General features: G+C 71.2%; 22 protein-coding genes. 6 read left to right on the top strand and 16 right to left on the bottom strand.

Annotation, left to right across the window (positions count from 1 at the left end; all coding sequences use genetic code 11):
• Window positions 1-39: 39 nt before the first annotated feature.
• Window positions 40-1,230: a GAF domain-containing SpoIIE family protein phosphatase gene (locus tag IFT79_RS11125; protein ID WP_192124212.1), complete on the bottom strand. Its 1,191-nt coding sequence runs from the start codon at window positions 1,228-1,230 to the stop codon at window positions 40-42.
• 166 nt (window positions 1,231-1,396) lie between these two features.
• Between IFT79_RS11125 and IFT79_RS11120 the strand changes: the two genes are divergently transcribed.
• The gene (locus tag IFT79_RS11120) at window positions 1,397-1,642 is read left to right on the top strand and encodes a ribbon-helix-helix domain-containing protein (RefSeq protein ID WP_056047170.1); all 246 of its coding nucleotides are present in this window, start codon (window positions 1,397-1,399) and stop codon (window positions 1,640-1,642) included.
• Between the two features lie 242 nt (window positions 1,643-1,884).
• Here IFT79_RS11120 and IFT79_RS11115 read toward each other — a convergent pair whose 3' ends face one another.
• The 8 genes from IFT79_RS11115 to IFT79_RS11080 all read right to left on the bottom strand — a co-directional run bounded on the left by IFT79_RS11115 (window position 1,885) and on the right by IFT79_RS11080 (window position 6,301).
• The gene (locus tag IFT79_RS11115; protein ID WP_192124210.1) at window positions 1,885-2,493 is read right to left on the bottom strand and encodes a hypothetical protein; all 609 of its coding nucleotides are present in this window, start codon (window positions 2,491-2,493) and stop codon (window positions 1,885-1,887) included.
• Between the two features lie 77 nt (window positions 2,494-2,570).
• The gene (locus tag IFT79_RS11110) at window positions 2,571-2,963 is read right to left on the bottom strand and encodes a hypothetical protein (RefSeq protein ID WP_249407983.1); all 393 of its coding nucleotides are present in this window, start codon (window positions 2,961-2,963) and stop codon (window positions 2,571-2,573) included.
• A 20-nt stretch (window positions 2,964-2,983) separates the two neighbouring features.
• A complete protein-coding gene (locus IFT79_RS11105; protein ID WP_192124207.1) occupies window positions 2,984-4,057 on the bottom strand; it encodes an Asp23/Gls24 family envelope stress response protein in 1,074 nt (357 codons plus the stop codon).
• Window positions 4,058-4,154: 97 nt separating this feature from the next.
• The gene (locus IFT79_RS11100) at window positions 4,155-4,757 is read right to left on the bottom strand and encodes a hypothetical protein (protein WP_192124205.1); all 603 of its coding nucleotides are present in this window, start codon (window positions 4,755-4,757) and stop codon (window positions 4,155-4,157) included.
• Window positions 4,754-5,332, bottom strand: a complete 579-nt coding sequence (locus IFT79_RS11095) for a DUF6286 domain-containing protein (RefSeq protein ID WP_192124203.1) — start codon at window positions 5,330-5,332, stop codon at window positions 4,754-4,756. Before IFT79_RS11095 ends, IFT79_RS11100 begins: the two co-directional genes overlap by 4 nt.
• Window positions 5,329-5,682, bottom strand: a complete 354-nt coding sequence (locus tag IFT79_RS11090) for a hypothetical protein (RefSeq protein ID WP_192124201.1) — start codon at window positions 5,680-5,682, stop codon at window positions 5,329-5,331. Before IFT79_RS11090 ends, IFT79_RS11095 begins: the two co-directional genes overlap by 4 nt.
• The gene (locus IFT79_RS11085) at window positions 5,679-5,867 is read right to left on the bottom strand and encodes a DUF2273 domain-containing protein (protein WP_043597628.1); all 189 of its coding nucleotides are present in this window, start codon (window positions 5,865-5,867) and stop codon (window positions 5,679-5,681) included. The genes IFT79_RS11090 and IFT79_RS11085 overlap by 4 nt, the downstream gene beginning before the upstream one ends.
• Entirely contained in the window at window positions 5,864-6,301 is a 438-nt protein-coding gene (locus tag IFT79_RS11080; protein ID WP_056047193.1) for an Asp23/Gls24 family envelope stress response protein, read from the bottom strand. Before IFT79_RS11080 ends, IFT79_RS11085 begins: the two co-directional genes overlap by 4 nt.
• Window positions 6,302-6,586: 285 nt before the next feature.
• Here IFT79_RS11080 and IFT79_RS11075 point away from each other — a divergent pair, with 285 nt between their 5' ends.
• The 3 genes from IFT79_RS11075 to IFT79_RS11065 are packed head-to-tail and all read left to right on the top strand — an operon-like array spanning window position 6,587 to window position 8,081.
• Window positions 6,587-7,144 carry an RNA polymerase sigma factor gene (locus IFT79_RS11075; RefSeq protein WP_056047985.1) on the top strand — a complete coding sequence of 186 codons (558 nt, stop codon included), beginning with the start codon at window positions 6,587-6,589 and terminating at the stop codon, window positions 7,142-7,144.
• A complete protein-coding gene (locus IFT79_RS11070; RefSeq protein WP_192124198.1) occupies window positions 7,141-7,749 on the top strand; it encodes an Asp23/Gls24 family envelope stress response protein in 609 nt (202 codons plus the stop codon). The genes IFT79_RS11075 and IFT79_RS11070 overlap by 4 nt, the downstream gene beginning before the upstream one ends.
• Window positions 7,746-8,081: a hypothetical protein gene (locus IFT79_RS11065; protein ID WP_123571926.1), complete on the top strand. Its 336-nt coding sequence runs from the start codon at window positions 7,746-7,748 to the stop codon at window positions 8,079-8,081. Before IFT79_RS11070 ends, IFT79_RS11065 begins: the two co-directional genes overlap by 4 nt.
• A 99-nt stretch (window positions 8,082-8,180) precedes the next feature.
• Here the strand turns inward: IFT79_RS11065 and hxlA are convergent, their stop codons facing one another.
• Window positions 8,181-8,804, bottom strand: coding sequence for a 3-hexulose-6-phosphate synthase (gene hxlA / locus IFT79_RS11060; protein ID WP_043597635.1), 624 nt, complete (start codon window positions 8,802-8,804; stop codon window positions 8,181-8,183).
• 176 nt (window positions 8,805-8,980) lie between these two features.
• Between hxlA and IFT79_RS11055 the strand changes: the two genes are divergently transcribed.
• A complete protein-coding gene (locus tag IFT79_RS11055; protein WP_249407982.1) occupies window positions 8,981-9,832 on the top strand; it encodes a helix-turn-helix transcriptional regulator in 852 nt (283 codons plus the stop codon).
• A gap of 227 nt (window positions 9,833-10,059) precedes the next feature.
• Here IFT79_RS11055 and IFT79_RS11050 read toward each other — a convergent pair whose 3' ends face one another.
• The 6 genes from IFT79_RS11050 to IFT79_RS11025 all read right to left on the bottom strand — a co-directional run bounded on the left by IFT79_RS11050 (window position 10,060) and on the right by IFT79_RS11025 (window position 17,781).
• Window positions 10,060-11,121 (bottom strand): ABC transporter permease, encoded by a 1,062-nt coding sequence (locus IFT79_RS11050; RefSeq protein ID WP_158612938.1) that lies wholly within the window; start codon window positions 11,119-11,121, stop codon window positions 10,060-10,062.
• Entirely contained in the window at window positions 11,118-12,209 is a 1,092-nt protein-coding gene (locus IFT79_RS11045) for an ABC transporter permease (RefSeq protein WP_192124196.1), read from the bottom strand. The genes IFT79_RS11050 and IFT79_RS11045 overlap by 4 nt, the downstream gene beginning before the upstream one ends.
• Entirely contained in the window at window positions 12,206-13,780 is a 1,575-nt protein-coding gene (locus IFT79_RS11040) for a sugar ABC transporter ATP-binding protein (protein ID WP_192124195.1), read from the bottom strand. Before IFT79_RS11040 ends, IFT79_RS11045 begins: the two co-directional genes overlap by 4 nt.
• A gap of 36 nt (window positions 13,781-13,816) precedes the next feature.
• A partial coding sequence (locus IFT79_RS11035) for an ABC transporter substrate-binding protein (protein ID WP_192124770.1) occupies window positions 13,817-14,777 on the bottom strand: 961 nt, incomplete at its 3' end.
• Between the two features lie 171 nt (window positions 14,778-14,948).
• Entirely contained in the window at window positions 14,949-16,637 is a 1,689-nt protein-coding gene (locus tag IFT79_RS11030) for an ATP-binding cassette domain-containing protein (protein ID WP_192124193.1), read from the bottom strand.
• Window positions 16,638-16,743: 106 nt separating this feature from the next.
• Window positions 16,744-17,781 carry a LacI family DNA-binding transcriptional regulator gene (locus IFT79_RS11025; protein WP_056047214.1) on the bottom strand — a complete coding sequence of 346 codons (1,038 nt, stop codon included), beginning with the start codon at window positions 17,779-17,781 and terminating at the stop codon, window positions 16,744-16,746.
• Window positions 17,782-17,998: 217 nt separating this feature from the next.
• Between IFT79_RS11025 and IFT79_RS11020 the strand changes: the two genes are divergently transcribed.
• Window positions 17,999-18,625 carry an AmiS/UreI family transporter gene (locus tag IFT79_RS11020; protein ID WP_056047217.1) on the top strand — a complete coding sequence of 209 codons (627 nt, stop codon included), beginning with the start codon at window positions 17,999-18,001 and terminating at the stop codon, window positions 18,623-18,625.
• The last annotated feature ends 2 nt before the right edge of the window (window positions 18,626-18,627 follow it).

The following is an 18,627-nucleotide window of genomic DNA, read 5'->3' as shown; positions in this document are numbered from 1 at the left end:
GGTCGAGCAGCCGCTGGTCGCGGCGACTCAGGGTGTCGGTCACGCGCGACGGTCCATGACGACGACGGTGACGTCGTCGCGCGAGAGGCGTCGCTCGGTCAGGGCCGCCATCGACCCGAGCAGGCCGAGGCCGTCGGCACCGCCGGTGGCGGGCCGCGTCGCGAGCCGCCCGACCTCGAGGGCCCAGTCGAACTCGTCGTCGAGGACGTCGAGGACGCCGTCGCTCATGACGATCAGCTGGTCGCCGACGCCGAGGCGGGTCGTCTCGGTGACGTGCTGTTGCTGCTCGTCGAGCCCGAGCGGCAGCCCCGTGCCCGCGAGGTGCTGCACGCTGCCGTCGGCCCGGACGATGATCGACAGCCCCGCCCCGGCGTCGACGAACGAGAGTTCGTCCGTGTCGAGGTCGAGGACGGCGTGGAAGTACGTGACGAACGTCCCGGTGCGCTGCAGGTCGGTCCGCACGGCTCGTTCGATGCGGTCGACCGCGAGGCCGAGTTCGCGTCCCGCGGCGACCTGCGGTGAGGCCGCACGACAGGCCGCCCGGACGGAGGACCCGATGATGGCCGCCCCGACGCCCTTGCCCATCACGTCGCCGACGGCCACGTGCACGAACCGGCCGACGAGTCCGTAGTCGTAGTAGTCGCCCCCGACGCTCAGCGAGGGCAGGCAGATGCCCTCGACCCGGACGCCCTCGACCTCGAGGGGCTCGGCCGGCAACAGCGCCTGCTGCGTCGAGCGGGCGGCCGAGGCGTCGGCGTCGGCGAGGAGCTCGACCTGGGCCCAGGCGGCCAGGTCGCGGAACTCGGCCATCTCGTCTGCCGAGAGCTGCCGGGGCTCGGCGTCCATCAGGCAGAACGAGCCCACGACGTTGCCCGATCCGTCGCGCAGCGGGTGACCGACGTAGAACCGCAGCCCGTTGTCGTTGAAGGCGCCCAGGTGGGCGAACCGCGGGTCGAGGCGGGCGTCGTCGGTGGTGACGATCTCGCCCGTGTCGGTCACGAGGCTGCACGGGGTGTCGGAGCGCCCGGACTCGGGGTCGTCGAAGCCCGCCCGGCCGACGAAGAGCGCGCGCTCGTGGTCCATGACGGTGACCGACGACAGCGGCACCCCGAACACGGCCCGGGCGACGCGGGTCACGCGGTCGAGGCGGGCCTCGTGGCCCGACTCGACGATGCCGAGCGTCTCGACCGCTCGCTGCCGACGTTCTTCGCGGACTTCGTCCCTGATCACACGGCTCCCTCTCGCTGGGCGCGCCTGGTGGGAGCGTGCCGTCTCCGAACCCTGCAACGATGCCACAGAGCCCTCGCCACGTCATGCCCACCATTAGGGGGACACCGAGGAGGCGCGGTGCCGGTCGACGCATGACAAACCTTGCCATCGCGCCTAGGATCGGTCCATGGCCACCATGAACGTCTCGCTGCCCGACGGTCTGAAGCACTTCGTCGAGGCCCAGGTCGACGAGCGCGGTTACGGGACGAGCAGCGAGTTCATCCGCGAGCTGATCCGTCGTGAGCAGGCGCGCGCCCGCCTCCGCGAACTCGTGGTGGACGGCATGGCGTCCGGGGCGGGCTCGGACCTCGACGAGCAGTACCTCGACCGCCTCCGTGACCGCGTGCACCGCGCCGGGGCCGACCGCGCGTGAGCCGCCGCGTCGTGACCTCGCGACGCGCTGACCACGACATCGAGTCGGCCGTCGACCACTACCTCGACGAGGGGGCGCACGCAGCCGCGCTCGACTTCGTCGACGCCATCGACGACGCGCGGTCGCTCATCTCGGCGCATCCCACCCTGGGGTCGGCCCGGTTCGCCGTCGAGACCGGGATCNGAGGCCCCGAGGAGGCGCGGTGCCGGTCGACCGGCACCGCGCCTCCTCGGGGCCTCGCGTCAGTCGAGGAAGTCGAAGACGAGATCGAGCGATCGGGCGGGATCGATCGGAGCGGTCGACCCGGCCGGAACCGCGACGATGACGCTCAGGAGCCCGTGGGGCGTCAGCAGGATCGACCCGCCCCCGACGACCGGCGACCCGTCCTGGGCCGTCGCGACGAAGGCGCGCCCGTCGAAGGCGTCGGCCCGTTCGTCCTCGACCTGCTCGAGCGACAGCCCGTCGACGCCGCCCCCTGCGGGGACCTCGGCGTCCATGCCCGCCTGGTCGAGTTCCTGGACCGTGGCGATGAAGCCGACCCGGGACCCGTCGGCCTCGCTGGTCCACGTGCAGTTCGCCTCGTCGGACCCGATGGTCGAGGTCTCCGCCACGAGGGTCCGCCCCGTGACGAGATCGCCGAGGACGGCCCCCGCCGCCTCGCAGTCGGCGGGCAGGGTGAACTCGCCGGTCGGCTGGTCGGCGGCGTCCGCCGTGGCGGTCGCCTGCCCCGGGGACGACGACCGACCGGCGTCACCGGAGTCGGCGCCGCCTCCGGTGCAGCCCGCGAGCAGGAGGGTCACGGCGACGGCTCCGACGACGGTCGAGAGTGCGGGCGTGGTGGTGGTGCGCATGGTGGTCCCCCGGTGGTGCGCCGGACCCCTTCCGACGACCGCCTCAGCCTAGACGGGTCGGTCCACCTCGGGGTGGGTCAGCTGCCGGGCCAGAAGCGGGTGACGAGGTCCTGGATGAACGGGATCAGGTCCTGCACCTGGTCGACGCCGGCGATCGCGACGGCCACGAGGGGCCACAGCGACACCACGAGCGTCGAGATCACGGCCGCCACCCCGAGCACCCAGGCCAGGGCACCGTTGCGCACCTTCACGATGAGCAGCAGCACGACCAGGGCCAGGACGTAACCGATGGCGATCGCCGCGACGATCGAGCCGACGGGCACGTCGAGGGCGCCGGCCGTGCCGCCGTCCGCCGCACCGATCAGGGTGAGCACGGGCAGCAGCACGCCGACGACGATCAGCACGCAGAGCACCGCCGAGGTCACCAGGGCCGCCCAGACGGCCCGCGGCCGAGGGCGCCGGGTCGTCATCGTCGTGCGCCGCCCGAACATCACTTCTCCGTCGTGGCGACGTCGTCGCCGTCGACGACGACCTGCGCGTCGCTGTCGGAGTCGACCTCGACCGTGACCGTTCCGCCGTCGACCGTCACGGTGACGTCGGCGTCGCCCGAGGAGGCGCGGGTGGCGTCTCCGTCCGAGGCCCGGTTCTCGTCCACCGCGTCGGCCACGCCGTCCACGGCGTCGGCGGCCTTCGCGCGGGCGTCGGCGACGACCTCGGACGTCGTGTCCAGTGCGGCGTCGGTGGCGTCGGCGGTCGTCGAGCGGGCGTCCTCGCCACGGTCCGCCGCGGAGTCGAGGGCGTCGGCAGCAGCGTCCCGCGCCTGGTCTGCCACGTCGCGGGCACCGTCGGCGACGTCGTCAGCCTCGGCGGCCGCCTTCTCGCCGACCTCGCCCGCGGTGGCCTTCGCCTGCTCGGCGACCTCGCCGGCCTTGTCGCCCAGCTCGCGGGCCTTGTCGGACAGCTCGCCCGCGGCCGTCCGGGCCTTGTCGGACAGGTCGCCCGCGGCGGTCGCGGCGCGGTCGCGTGCCTCGCCGGCGGCGGCCCTGGTCTTCTCGCCGGCCTCCTTCGCCCGGTCGCCGGCGTCCGAGGCGGCGGCGGCGACCTTGTCGCCGGCGTCGGACACGGTCTGCTGCGCCTTGTCCACGGCGGCGTTCACCTTGTCGGCGGCGTCCTCGTCCGAGTCGAACGGGCCGTGCACGTCCGTGACGGTCACGTTGACCGTGACCTCCTCGCCGTCGAGCTGCCCGACGGCGTGCTTGACCTGCGTGCGGACGGTGTCGGCCAGCGTGGTGACGTTCGTCGGGTACTCGGCGACGACGGCGATGTCGACCACGAGTCCCTCGTCGGTGGTGCCGGCGCGCACGCCGGGGACGGAGCCCGTGCCGATCGCCGTGCGCAGGGCGCCGGCGAGCCGCTGGGACGCGGTGCCGAGGGCGTGGACGCCCGAGACGCCGAGGACGGTGACGCCGATCGTGTGCTCGAGGACCTCTTCGGGTGAGGTGGCCCGGGTGGACGCCGCGGCGTCGATGTCGATGGGGGTGACGTGGTGGGTGGACTCGCTCATGAGACCGGCCTTTCATCGTGGAACGTGGGTGGGGCGACGGACGGCCCCCGTCCTCGGGTCGAGGGCGAGGGCCGTCCGTGCGGTGGGGCGAGGGAGGTCAGTCGAGCCGCGTCGCGGACGACATCTGGCTGCGCAGACCGCCGTTGATCTGGATCACGACGGGCGTCTCGGTCCCGAGGACGCCGTCCCAGTGGGCGACGGCCTGGTCGATGCTCCGGCGGATGTCGGTCGGCGAGACGCCGCGACGCGCGTTGGCGGTGACGCGCAGGACCGACTCGCGCTTGACGCGGAAGGCGGTCACGTCCACCGAGACGATGCCCGGGGTGTCGGCCAGCGCCTCCTCGAGGACCTGTTCGGCGACCTTCGCGTCGACGACCAGGCGACCACCGGTGGTCTGGTCGCGACGCGACCCCTCGTCGACGGTGAGCAACGTGCCGGTCTGGCCGTGTCCCTGTCGCAGGGCGAACCAGGCGAGCAGGACGATCAGCACGAGGCTGGCCGCCGCGACCACCCAGAGGATCCACGGTTGGTCGCCGAGGGCGTCGGTCGCGGGGCCCCTCGCATCGGAGGCACCCTGCGAGACGGTCTCCTGGACGTCGGGCAGAAGGGACCCGACGGCGACGGCCCCGCCGGCGAGCAGCAGCACGAGGCCGATGACGAAGACGACGATGCGGTTCAGAGCGCGATTGGTGCTGTTCATGACCCGACCGTTCCTTTCTCGGACAGCTTGACCTTGTGACGCAGGGCCGGGCTGAAGTCGTAGGCGCCCAGTTCGTCGCGGACGGCCTCGTCGATGCTGCGGACGTCGGTCTGACGGCCGGAGGTGCGGGTGACCTCGATCAGGGCGCTGCGCTTGCCCACGCTGACGCTGACCTGCGAGGGGTCGACGTCGCCGGCGTAGCTCGCGGTGCGGGCCAGCGAGCGGGCGATGACCCGGTCGTCGACCACGGCCACGGTGCGCTCGGCCTTCGCGCCACGACGGCCACGACGGCCCGGCGCGAGCGACACGACGATCAGGACGAGCCCGATCAGCGCGACGACGACCGCGACGGCGGTCAGCACGCCGACCGGAGCACTCGCGGCGTCCAGGGTCGAACCGACGAGGTCGGTCGGCGCCAGGAGGAGCGGAGCCGTCCCGACGGCGGCGAGGACCGCCTCGGTGCCGAGCCACGCCAGGGCGACGATCAGCAGGACGGCGAGGGTGATGGCGATGCCGGCCCGCGACGAGTGCGTCTCACGGCGCACGATGCGCTTGTAGAGCGATGCGGTGCTCATGCGACTCGCTTCCTCTCTCGGATGTCGGCACCGATGATCTGCAGGTCGACCTTGTCGATGCTCGACCCGGTCAGCTGCAGCACGCGGTCACGGATGGTGGACTGGGCCGCCGTGAGGCGGTCCAGCAGGGTGCCCGAACGACGTTCGGAGACGCCCAGGGGCGAGACCCGGATGGGGGTCTTGGCGATCACGCTCAGAGCGCCGTCGTGGTCGGCCAGCTCGACCGACACCTTCGACGCGGAGACCTCGAGGGCCTCCGCGGTGACGGCCGAGACGACCCGACGCACGGCACGTGACGTGATCTTGTTCCGGCCGTGGAGGGCCCGGTCGGCCGTCACCGCCGCGGTCACGACGACCGCCGCCCGCGGAGTGCGTCGGCGAGGCCGCGGACGTCGAGCTTGCCCTCGACGACACGGCCGACGCCGAACCCGATCGCCATGGCGATCGCGACGAACACGAAGGCCCAGAAGCCGAAGGCCAGGGCGGTCAGCGCCAGGACGGCGCCGACCAGCATGCCGGTGGTCGTGGCGGTCACTTGACGCGGCTGTCGTCGGCGTCGTCGTCGTTGTCCTCGGAGGGGATGTACACGTCGGAGACGGTGACGTTCACCTCGGTGACCTCCATGCCGACGACCTGCGAGATGGCGTCGGTGACGGACTTGCGCACGTCGTCGGCGACCTTCTGCAGTTCGACGGGGTACTCGGCGACGATGACGATGTCGGCGGCGACCTGCTTCTCGCCGACCTCGACCGAGACGCCCTGGCCGCGGTCCTGCTGGTTGATCACGTTGCGGATCGCGCCGATGGCACGGGCGGCACCGTTGCCCAGGTCGTGGACGCCGCGCACCTCGCGGGCCGCGATGCCGGCGACCTTCGAGACGACGCCCTCGGCGATGGTGTTCTTGCCGGCGGCGTGGGACTGCGTGGTCTTGGCAGCGGCGGTGCTGGTGGAGGGGGTCACGTTGCTCATGGTTGCTCCTTGCTCTGGACCGGTGGGACCGGTCGGTGTCGGGGTGCCCGTGAAGCGGGTCACATCATTCAGACGCATGGGGCACGGCAGGTGTCATGGTGGGTCAGCCAGCTTTCAGGGAACGATTCACCACCACTCACATTTCGGCCATCACGTCCCCCGATCCGGGCACGGGGTGGTAGTCAAGAGGCATGGCGCGGGCCGTCCGGTCCTCGTCGCCGGGGTCCCGCCGCGTCCCGTCTCGCCGGGTCCCGTCCCGCCCCCGTCCGATCGCAGGAGGTCGTCATCACCACCGACGACCCCCTCCTCGACGCCGCGGACGCGACGCTGGCCGTCCGGGCCCGCGACGGCGACGTCCACGCCTACGAGGTCATCGCGCGCCGACACGGACCGCTGATGCGCGTGTACGCCGCGCGCCTCCTGGGCTCCGACCTCGAGTCGGACGACGTCGTGCAGGACGCCTTCATGACGGCCTGGCGACGCCTGGCCGACCTCGACGACCCGTCGCGGGTGCGCAACTGGCTGATGCGCATCGTCAGCAACAAGGCGGTCGACCGTCTGCGCGTGCGACGCGACCACGACGACGTCGACCGGCTCGAGGTGTCGGCCCCGCGCCACGAGACGCCCGAACGCGTGGTCGAGGCCCGGTTGCAGCTCGACGCCATGTGGTCGGCCCTCGACAAGCTCCCCCTCGACCAGCGACGGTGTTGGCTGTTGCGTGAGACCGCCGACTACTCGTACGCGGACATCGCCGAGGCCCTCGACCTGCCCGTCTCGACGGTCCGGGGCAAGATCGCGCGGGCCCGGGTGTTCCTCATGACCGAGATGGAGGCGTGGCGATGACGACCGACGACCACTCCCCCCTCGACGTGCCCGAGGACGACGACACGGTGGACGGCATCCCCGCCGACCGCCTCGCGGACTACCTCGACGCCGGACGCACGCCCCGCGACCCGGCCATCGAGGGCTCGGCGGCCTGCCGCCTGTACCTGCAGTCGTTGGCCCGGGTGCACGACCTGTCCCGCGCCTCCCTCGAGCACGAGGCCCGCCGCGAGCCCGACCGGGACGGCGCCTGGATCGACGGTCTCCTCGACTCGATCCGCCGTGAGGTCGTCGGCGGCCGGGAGATCCCGGTCGGCCACCCCGACCCCGCGGTCCGGCTGAGCGTCACCGAGGCCGCGGCGCGCGGGCTCGTGCGACGGGCGGGTGACGAGCAGTCGGGCGTCGTGCTCGGGTCGACGACCTTCGACGGCGACCTGACGACGGCGGGGGGCGACGTGGTCGTGCGGGTGACCGCGGCGGCCCGGTACGGACTCGACCTCGCCGCCGTCGCGGACGAGCTGCGCACCCGCATCACCGAGACGCTGACGCGGCACACCGGCCTGACCGTCGTCCGGGTCGACGTGCTCGTCGACGACGTCTTCGTGGCGAGAGAGGACGACCGATGAGCGACGACCTGCTCTCCCGTGACCTGACCGAGGTGCTGCGCGGCGTCGAGGGCGTGGTCGACGTGTTCGACGCGCACCCCGTCGTCGAGGGGGCGGTGCGGGCCGTCGCGGCCGGCCTCGACCTCGCGGGCTCGACCGGCCTCGTCGAGATCTCGCGGGCGGCCGGTTCGGTGTCCGTCACCGCCCACGTGGCGACCGGACTCGACGTCCCGACGCCCGAGACGCTGGCCCGGGCGGCCGACGCGCTGCGGGGACGCCTGGCCGCCTCCGGCGTGACGGGCGACGACGTCGTGGTGTCGGTCTCGGCCCGTCTGGTCGACGCATCCCGCTGACCGCGGGACGACGAGGAGGCGCGGTGCCGGTCCGACCGACACCGCGCCTCCTGCGCGTCAGCGCTCTCTCGTGAGCCGCTGCGGGTGGTGCTGGTGCTGCTACTTGATGGCGGCGCGGATCTCGGCGGCGGCACCGGCGACGTCGTCGGCCGAGTAGATCGCGGCACCGGCGACGGCGACGTCGGCTCCGGCGTCCTGGACCGAGCCGACCGTGGCGGCCTTGACGCCACCGGCGACCGAGAACGGCACGCCCGAGGCCTTGCCGGCCTCGAGCAGCTTCTCGAAGGTGAAGCCTTCTTCGGCCTGCTCGTCGAGCCCGGCGTGCATCTCGACGAACTCGGCGCCGAGTGCGACGACCTCCTTGGCACGGGCGGCCTTGTCGCCGACGCCGATGAGGTCGACGACGATGCCCTTGCCGTGGGCCTTGGCGGCCTTGACGGCACCGGCGATGGTGCTGTCACCGGCGACGCCGAGCACGGTCACCAGGTCGGCGCCGGCCTTGAACGCCTCGCCCGCCTCGAGCTCGCCCGCGTCCATCGTCTTGAGGTCGGCGAAGACGATCTTGTCGGGGTGCGCCTCCTTGATCGCGGTGATGGCGCGGAAGCCCTCGGCCTTGATCAGCGGAGTGCCGAGCTCGATGATGTCGACGCTCGGCGCGGCGGCGGCGGCCAGCTCGAGGGCGGCGTCGGTGGTCAGGGTGTCCATGGCGAACTGCAGCTTCATGTGGTGCTCCTCGTGGGGGCGACGGGGCCCGATCGGGCCTCCGGTACGTCGTCGATCCCGTTGCCTTCGATCCTGGTCCGACGATGCTGTGAGAGCAGCCCCTCGACGGGGGCGTCCCACCCATCCGTTCGGGTAGGGAGGGTGGCATCGGGTAGGCGGACGCCTAGGGTGGGCGCATGAGCCACACCGTGCACGACGTCCCCGGTCGGGCCGGTTCCGACACCCTGGCCCGCACCCTGGCGTCCGAGCACGCGCGGGCGACCGCCGACCTGGTCGACCGGCATGCGATGACGCTCGAGTCCGTGCTGGCCGCCCTGCGCTCACGACGCCTCGACGACCGGGCGGCCCGGGCCGAGGCCATCGACGTCGCGGCGGGGGCCCTGGTCGCCCTCCGGACGGGGTCCGACCGCGACCGGGGCACGACCCTCGAGCCGGTCGTCGGGGCCTTCGCGCGCCTCCGGTCCGACCTCCGGCCGCTCGTGCGCTTCGGCGACCTGGACGTCCAGTTCGTCGAGCCTCCGGCGACGGGTCGGGCCCTGCCGGGGGACGTCGCGCACGTGGCCCGGGCCGTCGTCCGGAACGCCGTGCTCACCTTCGTCGACGCGGGGGACGCACGTCGGGTGCGCATCCAGTGGGACTGCGACGGCCTGAACCTGCTGATCGCGATCCGGGACGACGGCGCGGGCGAGTTGACGGCACACGACGACGCGCTGCGGCCGATCACCGAGCAGGTCTCGGGGGTCGGGGGCGAGCTGACGGTGGCGTCGACCGTGGGGTGGGGCTCGGAGTTGACGGTGCGCCTGCCGCTCGACCCGCCGCCGTCGAACGAGCCGTGGGAGCTGGTCGCGGCCCTGAGCGAGCGGGAACGCGAGGTGCTGCACCGGGTCGCGGCCGGCGACCGGAACCGCGACATCGCGGCGGTGCTCGGCATCAGCGACAACACGGTGAAGTTCCACGTGTCGAACCTGTTGCGCAAGCTCGGGGCCCGCAGCCGCACCGAGCTCGCCGCCCTCGCCTCGTCCCCCTGACCCGGAGGCCGCACTCTGCCCTCTCGCCCCCTGCGCCGATCGAGTGGGCAGAAAACGTCCTTCATCTCGACGGGAAGGACATCTTCTGCCCACTCGGCGCCCGGGGTGCGGAGCCGACCCCCGTGGTGCCCGTGGCGAGCGACGCGGCTGGTGGCGTCAGAGGATCACCTCTCGCCAGCGATCGTGCGGTTACTGTGGCTCTGGCCGTGGCACGCGTCACGTCGTCGCTAGGTCCGCCGCCTCGCCATCACGGCGCGCTGCAGGAGCACGAAGACCAGGAGGATGCCGCCGGTGATGATGGTGGTGGCCTCGGGCGGGATGCCTCCGTCTCGCGTGATGAGCACGTTCATGAGGCCGAGCACGAGCGCTCCCACGACGGACCCGAGCACGAAGCCGACGCCGCCGGTGAGGAGGGTGCCACCGATCACCGTGGCGGCGATCGAATCCAGCTCCCACCCGATGCCGGTGATGTTCTGGGCACTCCCGAGCCGGGCCGTGTAGATGACCGAGGCGAGCCCTGCCAGCGATCCGCTGATCACGTAGACGGCGAGCTTCGTGCGGCGAACCGGGAGGCCCATGAGGGCGGCCGACTGCTCCGACCCGCCGATCGCGTACACGGTGCGCCCCAGACGCGTGCGGTGCAGCACGAAGAACGCGACGGCGACCACCACGAGCGCCATGAGCACGCCCGGAGTCGTCACGACGTCGTTCACCTTGGGACCGTCCACGACCTTCATGTTCGTCGCGAGCGAGCGGATGGGCGACTCGTCGGCGAGTCGTTCGGGCACCGTGCTGAGGATGGAGGCGAGGCCCCGTCCGAGGAACATCATCGCGAGCGTCGCGATGAACGGCTGCACGTCGAAGAACTGGATCAGCACGCCCGAGACGACGCCGGATGCCGTGCCGATGAGGATCATCAGCACCATCACGACCCAGGGGTTCCAGCCGGCGTTCGCGAGCAGCACGCCCGCGACGCTGCTGACCGCGACGATCGCACCGACGGAGAGGTCGATGCCCCCCGTGAGAATCACGAACGTGAGCCCCACGGCCAGGACGATCACATGGGCGTTGTTGATGAGCAGGTTCGACAGGGTCGCGGCCTGCACGATGCGGCCGTAGGCGATCTCTCCGTAGGCAAGCATGGCGATCAGGATCACCAGGGCGGCGACCGTCGGCAGGGAATCGAGTCGGAGCCGCATGCGGCGACGCGGTTCGAGGGGACCGTTGCCGGGGCCCGGACCGGGGGTCGGCGTGGGGGTGAGGGGCGGGCGGATCGTCGTGGCGCTCATGCGGACACGGTCTCCTTCTCGGTCGGCACGGAGGTCGGCGCCGGGCGGCGGCGCCTCGTGAACAGGGCGCGGACGCGCCGGGACTGCAGCAGCACGATCGCCACGATCACGATCGCCTTGAAGGCGGGCGTCGCCGAGGAGGAGACGCCGAGGAACACGACGGTCTTGTCGAGCGTCGCGATGAGGAGCGCCCCAACCGCGGCTCCGAGCAGGTGGAACTTGCCGCCTGCCAGCGACGTCCCGCCGATGACGACCGCGAGGATGGCGTCGAGCTCGAGTTGGTAACCGGTGCGCGAGACGTCGACCGTCATGACGCTGGACGTGGCGAAGATCCCGGCCACGCCGGCGAGCAGGCCGCTCCCGATGTAGGCGGTGAACAGGAGGGCTCGGCGGTCCAGCCCCGCGAGGCGCGCGGCCTTCGGGTCCATTCCGATCGCTTCGATCATGAGTCCCAGTGCGCTGCGCCGCACGAGGGCGGCGACGCCGAGCGTGATCAGCACGGCCAGCAGGAACACGACGGGTAGTCCGACGAGGTAGCCGTTGGCGACCCAGCGGAAGGGCTCGTTGGCCGCGGCCGTGTTCTGGCCTCCCGTGATGACCTTGGCCAGGCCACGGCCGGCGAGCATGATCACGAGCGTGCTGATGAACGGCTGCAGCCCGACGACCGAGACGAGCATGCCGTTGACCGCGCCGAGGACCCCGGCGATGAGGAGCGCCAGGCCCATCGCAGCGAGCGCGACGCCGAGGGAGTCGGAGCCGGCCGCCTTCAGGAACTCCATCGAGACGGCACCGGCGACGACCATGATCGAGCCGACGCTCAGGTCGATGCCACCGGTGGCGACCACGAGGCACATGCCCACCGCGATCATGAGCACGGGGGCAGCGGCCCGGAGGATGTCGACGAGGTTGCCCACGAGGTTGCCCGTGTCCGGGTTGACGGACAGTGCGAGGTAACCGGGGTCCTTCGCCACGTTGATCGCCAGCAGCAGCACGATCGCGACCGTGCCCCAGACCCAGGGCCGGTGCAACAGGTCACCGAGCCCGTGGGCGCCCAGGCGCCTGGTCATGGTGGTCGTCGGGTCACTCATCGGGTTGCCTCCTCGGGCGTGGTGCGGGGGATGGTCTCGAGGGGGATCTCGGAGACGCCCTCCTCGGCGATGGCGGCGACGATGGACTCGGCGGTGACGTCCGGTCCCGCCGCGAGCTCGGCGATCTTGCGGTGGTCCTTCAGCACGACGATCCGATCGCTGAGCCGGACGACCTCCTCGAGCTCCGAGGAGATGAACACGACGGCGACTCCCGTGTCGGCGAGGGCGGCGACCTGTTCCTGGATCTCGGCCTTGGCACCGACGTCGATGCCGCGTGTGGGCTCGTCGAGGATCAGCAGCTCCGGCTCGGTCGCCAGCCACCGGCCGAGCAGGACCTTCTGCTGGTTGCCGCCGGAGAGGTTACGGATGGGTCGATCGGGATCTGCGGGTCGCACGTTGAGCTCGGTGAGATATTTCGTCACCATGCGGTCCTTCTCCTTGGCCGAGAGCGGGCGGGCCCAGCCCCGTTTCGCCTGCACGGCGAGCACGAGGTTCTCGCGGACGCTCAGGTCGCGGATGATCCCCTCGTCTCGACGGTTCTCGCTCGAGAACGCGATGCGGTGCTTCAGGGCCTTCGCAGGGGACGAGATCGCCACGGGGACGCCGTCCATGGTCACGGATCCCGAGTCGGGGCGATCGACTCCGTAGAGGAGACGGGCGAGTTCCGTGCGGCCGGAGCCGAGGAGGCCGGCGAGGCCCACGACCTCGCCGCGACGCAGGTCGACGTCCGTCGCGTCGAGCGAGCCCTTGCGGCCGATCCCGGTGGCCCGGTAGACGGGCTCGCCCTCGGCGACCTGTCGGCTCGCCCGGTCCCGGTCGAGGGAGCGGAGGCTCGGCAGGTCCTTGCCGATCATCTCCGAGATGAGGCCGGCACGATCGATGTCTCGTGTGAGGTGCTCACCCACGAACGTGCCGTTGCGCAGCACGGTGAGTCGGTCGCTGATCGCGAAGACCTGGTCGAGGAAGTGAGAGACGAAGAGGATGGCGACGCCTTCGTCACGAAGGCGTCGCATGACCCGGAAGAGACCTTCGACCTCGTCCGCGTCGAGGCTCGAGGTCGGCTCGTCGAGGATCAGCACCTTCGCCTCGACGACCGTGGCGCGGCTGATCGCGACGAGCTGCTGGAGGGCGAGGCTGAGCGACGAGAGGGGGGTGCGCGCGTCCAGGTGGCCGAGTCCCACACGCGCCAGGACCTCGGCGGCGGCGGCGTGCGTTCCCTTCCAGTCGATGCCGAACCGGCCGCGCTTCTCGTGGCCGAGCATGACGTTCTCACCGATGGTGAGATTGCTGCACAGGTTGACCTCTTGGTAGACCGTCGAGATTCCCGCAGCCTGCGCGTCCGCGGTGCCCGAGAGGCGACGTTCGACGCCGTCGACGACGACGCGTCCGGAGTCGATGGCGTAGACGCCCGTGAGCGCCTTGATGAGCGTCGACTTACCGGCGCCGTTCTCGCCCATGAGCGTGTGGACCTCGCCGGGGTAGAGACGGAGGTCGACCCCGTCGAGGGCTTTGACCCCGGGAAAAGCGATGGTGATGGCTTGCATCTCGACGATGGGGCCGGGTGCCTGCATGCGTGTAACTCCTTGTCTGCCGATGCCCACCCGCCNCCGTGGCGGCTGCCTCGGGCGAGTCGAACGTGGCCGACTCGACGACGATCGACGACTCGACGGTGTCGCCGTCGAGCAGCTTCTGCACTGCCTCGAGGGCCGTGTCGCCGAACAGCGGGTTGTACTCGGCGACGAAGCTGAGCTTGGACTCGGACAACGCCTCGAGGGCGCTCTTCGTGCCGTCGATGGTGGCGATCTTCACGTCCTTGCCGGGCGTGAGGCCCGCCTCCTCGACCGCCTGCACGGCGCCGAGTCCCATCTCGTCGTTCTGGGCGAAGACCATCTGGACGTCGTTGCCGTTCGACTTCAGCACCGTCTCGAAGACGCTCTTGGCCTCTTCGGTCGACCAGTTGGCCGTCTGCGCGCCGATCTTCGTGAATGCGCTGTCTGCGCCGATCACCTCGTCCCAACCTTCGTTGCGTTCGTTCACGACCGAGACGCCCGCCGGGCCCTCGAGGGTGAAGTACTTGCCACCCTCGGGAAGCGCGCCCTTGGCCCACTCGGCGACGGACTCGCTGACGGCGATGTTGTCGGGCGCGATCCGGGTCGCGTAGAGCGAGGTGTCGTCCGGCTCGATGCCACGGTCGATGAGGACGACGGGGATCTCGGCTTCCTTCGCCCGCTCGAGCGAGTCCTCCCAGCCGGAGCCCTCGGTGGCCGAGAGAAGGATCACGTCGACACCCTCGTCCACGAACGACGTGAACGCGTCGATCTGCGACTTCTGGTCGTTGTTGGTCGCCGGGGCGTACTTCAGATCGAACCCGGCGTCTTTCGTGAAGGTGTCCTGGATGTTCGTCTCGTTGGCCTGACGCCAGGCGCCCTCGGGGCCGACCGCGACGAAGCCGACCGTTGCCAGGTCGTCACCGCCGTCCGTCGAACCGGTGCCGGAACTGCAGGCCGCGAGACCGAGGGCAATGGCCCCTGCGGCGGCGATGGTGGCGATGCGCCTCTTCGTGGACATGGATCTCCTCCTTGAGATGACCGGACGTCTTCGTCCGGTCGTGGCCATGGGGCCGGTCGTGCTGCGTGGGCTCGGGTGCTTCCGCGTGCTGGGAATGTTACCGGTAACAGTTTCGCGAGTGCAAGAGTGATCGAGAACATCCGCCCGTCGGGAAGGGATCGACTGCGAGCCTCAGCGGCGTGACGGCGCTGCAGGCGGCAGGAGGGGCCCGCCCTGCCACACCGACGGGAAGTCGTCGCCCTCGTCGCTCTCGTCGTCCGGTGCGGCGATGAGCTCGACGAGGGTGTCGACCGTGACGCCCGGCCCGTTGCTGAGCTCGCCGATCTTCTCCCGGTCCTTGAGGACGACGATCCGGTCGCTCACCCGCACGAGCTCGTCGAACGCGCTCGAGATGAACACGACGGCGACACCCTCGAGCGCGAGCTGCGCGACGTGCGCCTGGATGTCGACCTTGGCGCCGATGTCGACGCCGCGCGTCGGCTCGTCGAGGATCAGCACGCGGGGCCGGATCGCCAGCCAGCGAGCGAGGAGCACCTTCTGCTGGTTGCCGCCCGAGAGCTCGCCGGCGGGTGTCGCCGGATCGACCGGCGTGATGTCGAAGTGCTCGATGTGCCGCTCGACGAGGTCCTCGCGCTCGGCCTTGGAGAGCGGGTGCGCCCACCCACGCAGAGCCTGCAACGCGAGGACGATGTTCTCCCGCACGCTGAGGTCGTTGATGAGGCCCTCCGCCCCTCGATCCTCGGCAGACAACGCCACCCGGTTCCGCAGTGCGTCCGCAGGGCGGTCGATCACGACGGTCCGACCACCGAGCGTGACCACGCCGCCGTCAGCTCGGTCGGCGCCGGCCAGCAGGCGCGCGAGCTCGGTTCGCCCGGAGCCGCGAAGCCCCGCGATGCCGACCACCTCTCCCGCGTGCAGCTCGAAGTCGACCGGCCGCAACATCCCGCGGCGTCCTACACCGGTGGCGCGGTACAGCGGCGGGCCGACCGGATCCACACGATGGGCGCGGCGCTCTGACCCGATGCGTTGCAGGTGCGCGATGTCCTTGCCGATCATCCGCGCGACCAGTTCGGCGCGGCCGATCTCGTGCGGCAGGTAGTCGCCCTTCTTCACACCGCCTCGAAGGATCGTCATCCGGTCGCTGAGTGCCAGCACCTGCTCGAGGAAGTGCGAGACGAAGAGGATGGCCACACCCTGGTCGCGGAGGCGGCGGATCACCTCGAAGAGCTGCGCGACGTCGACGGCATCGAGGCTCGACGTGGGCTCGTCCAGCACGAGCACCCGTGGTCGGTCGACCATGGCGCGGGCGATGGAGACGAGCTGGCGGCTGGCGGGAGTGAGGTCCGCCAGCAGGGCTCGCGGGTCCAGCTCGGCCAGTCCGAGCTCGGCCAGCATCGTGGCGGCGCGTTCATGCGTCGCACGCCAGGAGATGCCGACGCGACCGTGCACCTCGTGGCCCAGCATCACGTTCTCACCGACGCTCAGGTTCTCGACCAGGTGCGATTCCTGGAACGCGGCCTGGATGCCGAGGGCCCGCGCGTCAGCCGGACCGCCGAGACGGACGGGCTCGCCGTCCACGAGGACCTCCCCTGCTTCGATCGGGTACACGCCGAGCAGCGCCTTGATGAGCGTGGACTTCCCCGCTCCGTTCTCGCCGAGGAGAGCGTGCACCTCGCCCGAGTGGAGGTCGAGGTCGACCCTGTCGAGCGCGACGCCGTTCGAGAACGCGACGGTGATCCCCCGCATCTGCACCGTGGGGTGGGCAGGTCCGTCCCGCCGCTCGTCGTGACCGGACCAGGTCGGGCCAGCGGCCTGAGGGCCGATCGGGTGCATCGTCGTCGATGCCCGTACGTGACGCACGTGGTGCTCCTCGGGTCGGAGGCCTTGACGGCCTCGCGCCGGGCGGTGCCCGACGTGCACGACTGTAGCTGTCGTGATGCACGCGGGCGAACGACGACGAGCTGGATTACCTCAGATGGCCATCTCGGTCGAGAGGGCGCGCAGCCGCGCTGGAGTCACGCACCACGAGCTCGGCGGGAATCCGGCTGTTCTGCGGGATCTCTCGGCCCTCGATCGCGGCGATCAGGACGTCCACCACGAGCGACCCGAGCGCCGGGAAGTCCTGCCGCACGGTCGTGAGCGGCGGGAGGAAGTGGCGCGAGACGGGCAGGTCGTCGAAGCCGACGACGCTCAGGTCCTCCGGCACGCGGATGCCGCGGTCGTGGAGGCCGTGGATCACCCCGAGCGCCATCTCGTCATTGGCGACGAACACGGCGGTGTATTCCGGAACTCCGGTCAGTCCGCGTGCGTAGTCGTAGCCGAAGTCGCTCGACCAGTCACCGATGACGATGGGCCGCTCGTGCATGCCCCATGCCCGGGTGCGCGCATGGAAGGCACGCTCGCGAGCGCGGGCGTCGAACCAGTCGAGGGGCCCTGAGAGATGGAGGACGTCGCGGTGACCCAGCGACGCGAGGTGATCCACGGCCAGCTTCGTGCCGGCAGCCTGGTCGACGGAGACCGTGAGGAAGGCCGGGTCCTTCTCGGCCTTGACGACCAGGGTCGGCAGCCCCGTCGTGATGGTCCGGAGCACGGCCACGGACGACGAGCGCGGAGCGACCACGCAGAGTGCGTCGATGCCCTGGCCTGTGAGGTGGCGCACGGCCTCCTCGGGAGTCGCCGAGTCGTCGCGGAGCGCGAACGACGCCACGGAGTACCCGCCGTCGCGCGCCGATCGCTCGATGGCCCGCAAGATGCTCGACGGACCGAACTCGACGGCGCTCTCGATCAGCACGCCGATCCGGAGGGCCCGCTGGGTGACGAGCTCGCGCGCAGCACTGTTGGGACGGAAGTCGAGCTCGGCGACGACCTCGAGCACGCGTTGGCGCGTGGACTCCTTGACCTGCGGGTGACCATTGAGCACGCGTGACACGGTCATGTGCGACACACCAGCACGCTCGGCAACCTCGCGAAGACCGAGACGTTCACCGCCGCCTCTGACGCTCACCCGGGCTCCATCCTGCACGCTCCGCAACGCAGCTTGGCGTCATCTGCGCCGGCGTGGACGTGGCTCCATGGCGCTGGCTCATTGTACGGGGGCCTTGCTCACGTGGCGGTCGGCTTCCGTGACGAACACGACGGGTACCGCCGTCACGGGGCGTAGCGGACGGACATGATGGGACACGAGACACCGACCGAGGGGTGAACGGTGTCAAGGTCTCCGCATGGCGCTCATCTGCTTGGTCCTCTCCGGGGCCGCCCTCCTGGTCAACGGCCTCACCCTGCTCGGGCGCGTGCCCGGCCGGGACAGCGGCGTGTTCAACGTCCTGGTCGGCGGTCTGCAGCTCGTCCTCTGCGTGGCCGTGGCCGTGTCAGCCGACGGTTCCCTGCCCATCCTCTTCGGGATCTCGGGCACCTTCTTGTTCGGCATCACGTACCTCTACGTCGGCGTGGACTCCCTCCTCGGCCTCGGCGCCGTGGGCCCGGGCTGGTTCTGCGGCCTGGTCGCCGCTCTCGCCGTCGCCTTCGCGATCGTCCACGTCGCGGACGACCCTTTCCTCGCCGTGCTCTGGACGGGATGGGCGGCGCTCTGGGCGCTGTTCTTCGTCCTGCTCGCCCTCGGCCGATCGGCCATCAGCACCTACACCGGGTGGGCCCTCGTCCTCGCGAGCCAGGTGACCACCACGGTCCCCGCGCTCCTCGGCCTCACCGGGCACTGGCCGACCGGCTCGGTCGCCACGACGGCTGCACTCCTGGCGCTCGTCGGGGTGTTCGGCGGCGCCGTCCTTCTCACCCGCCGAGCCGCCACACGTCCCCAGCCGGAACACACGCCTGCCCCTGCCGCTGCCTGACC

It is taken from the genome of Frigoribacterium sp. CFBP 8759 (assembly GCF_014841655.1).
Taxonomy (GTDB): domain Bacteria; phylum Actinomycetota; class Actinomycetes; order Actinomycetales; family Microbacteriaceae; genus Frigoribacterium.
The sequence above is the reverse complement of the archived record's forward strand: the minus strand, read 5'-3'. Positions and strand labels throughout refer to the sequence as shown.

What these genes read in the sequence shown, in the direction of transcription:
- IFT79_RS11020 (WP_056047217.1), top strand. Translation starts at nt 17,999, where the DNA reads ATGGCGCTCATCTGCTTGGTCCTCTCCGGGGCCGCCCTCCTGGTCAAC.
- IFT79_RS11120 (WP_056047170.1), top strand. Translation starts at nt 1,397, where the DNA reads ATGGCCACCATGAACGTCTCGCTGCCCGACGGTCTGAAGCACTTCGTC.
- IFT79_RS11065 (WP_123571926.1), top strand. Translation starts at nt 7,746, where the DNA reads ATGAGCGACGACCTGCTCTCCCGTGACCTGACCGAGGTGCTGCGCGGC.
- IFT79_RS11105 (WP_192124207.1), bottom strand. Translation starts at nt 4,057, where the DNA reads ATGAGCGAGTCCACCCACCACGTCACCCCCATCGACATCGACGCCGCG.
- hxlA (WP_043597635.1), bottom strand. Translation starts at nt 8,804, where the DNA reads ATGAAGCTGCAGTTCGCCATGGACACCCTGACCACCGACGCCGCCCTC.
- IFT79_RS11100 (WP_192124205.1), bottom strand. Translation starts at nt 4,757, where the DNA reads ATGAACAGCACCAATCGCGCTCTGAACCGCATCGTCGTCTTCGTCATC.
- IFT79_RS11095 (WP_192124203.1), bottom strand. Translation starts at nt 5,332, where the DNA reads ATGAGCACCGCATCGCTCTACAAGCGCATCGTGCGCCGTGAGACGCAC.
- IFT79_RS11115 (WP_192124210.1), bottom strand. Translation starts at nt 2,493, where the DNA reads ATGCGCACCACCACCACGCCCGCACTCTCGACCGTCGTCGGAGCCGTC.
- IFT79_RS11070 (WP_192124198.1), top strand. Translation starts at nt 7,141, where the DNA reads ATGACGACCGACGACCACTCCCCCCTCGACGTGCCCGAGGACGACGAC.
- IFT79_RS11110 (WP_249407983.1), bottom strand. Translation starts at nt 2,963, where the DNA reads ATGACGACCCGGCGCCCTCGGCCGCGGGCCGTCTGGGCGGCCCTGGTG.
- IFT79_RS11040 (WP_192124195.1), bottom strand. Translation starts at nt 13,780, where the DNA reads ATGCAGGCACCCGGCCCCATCGTCGAGATGCAAGCCATCACCATCGCT.
- IFT79_RS11080 (WP_056047193.1), bottom strand. Translation starts at nt 6,301, where the DNA reads ATGAGCAACGTGACCCCCTCCACCAGCACCGCCGCTGCCAAGACCACG.
- IFT79_RS11045 (WP_192124196.1), bottom strand. Translation starts at nt 12,209, where the DNA reads ATGAGTGACCCGACGACCACCATGACCAGGCGCCTGGGCGCCCACGGG.
- IFT79_RS11055 (WP_249407982.1), top strand. Translation starts at nt 8,981, where the DNA reads ATGAGCCACACCGTGCACGACGTCCCCGGTCGGGCCGGTTCCGACACC.
- IFT79_RS11050 (WP_158612938.1), bottom strand. Translation starts at nt 11,121, where the DNA reads ATGAGCGCCACGACGATCCGCCCGCCCCTCACCCCCACGCCGACCCCC.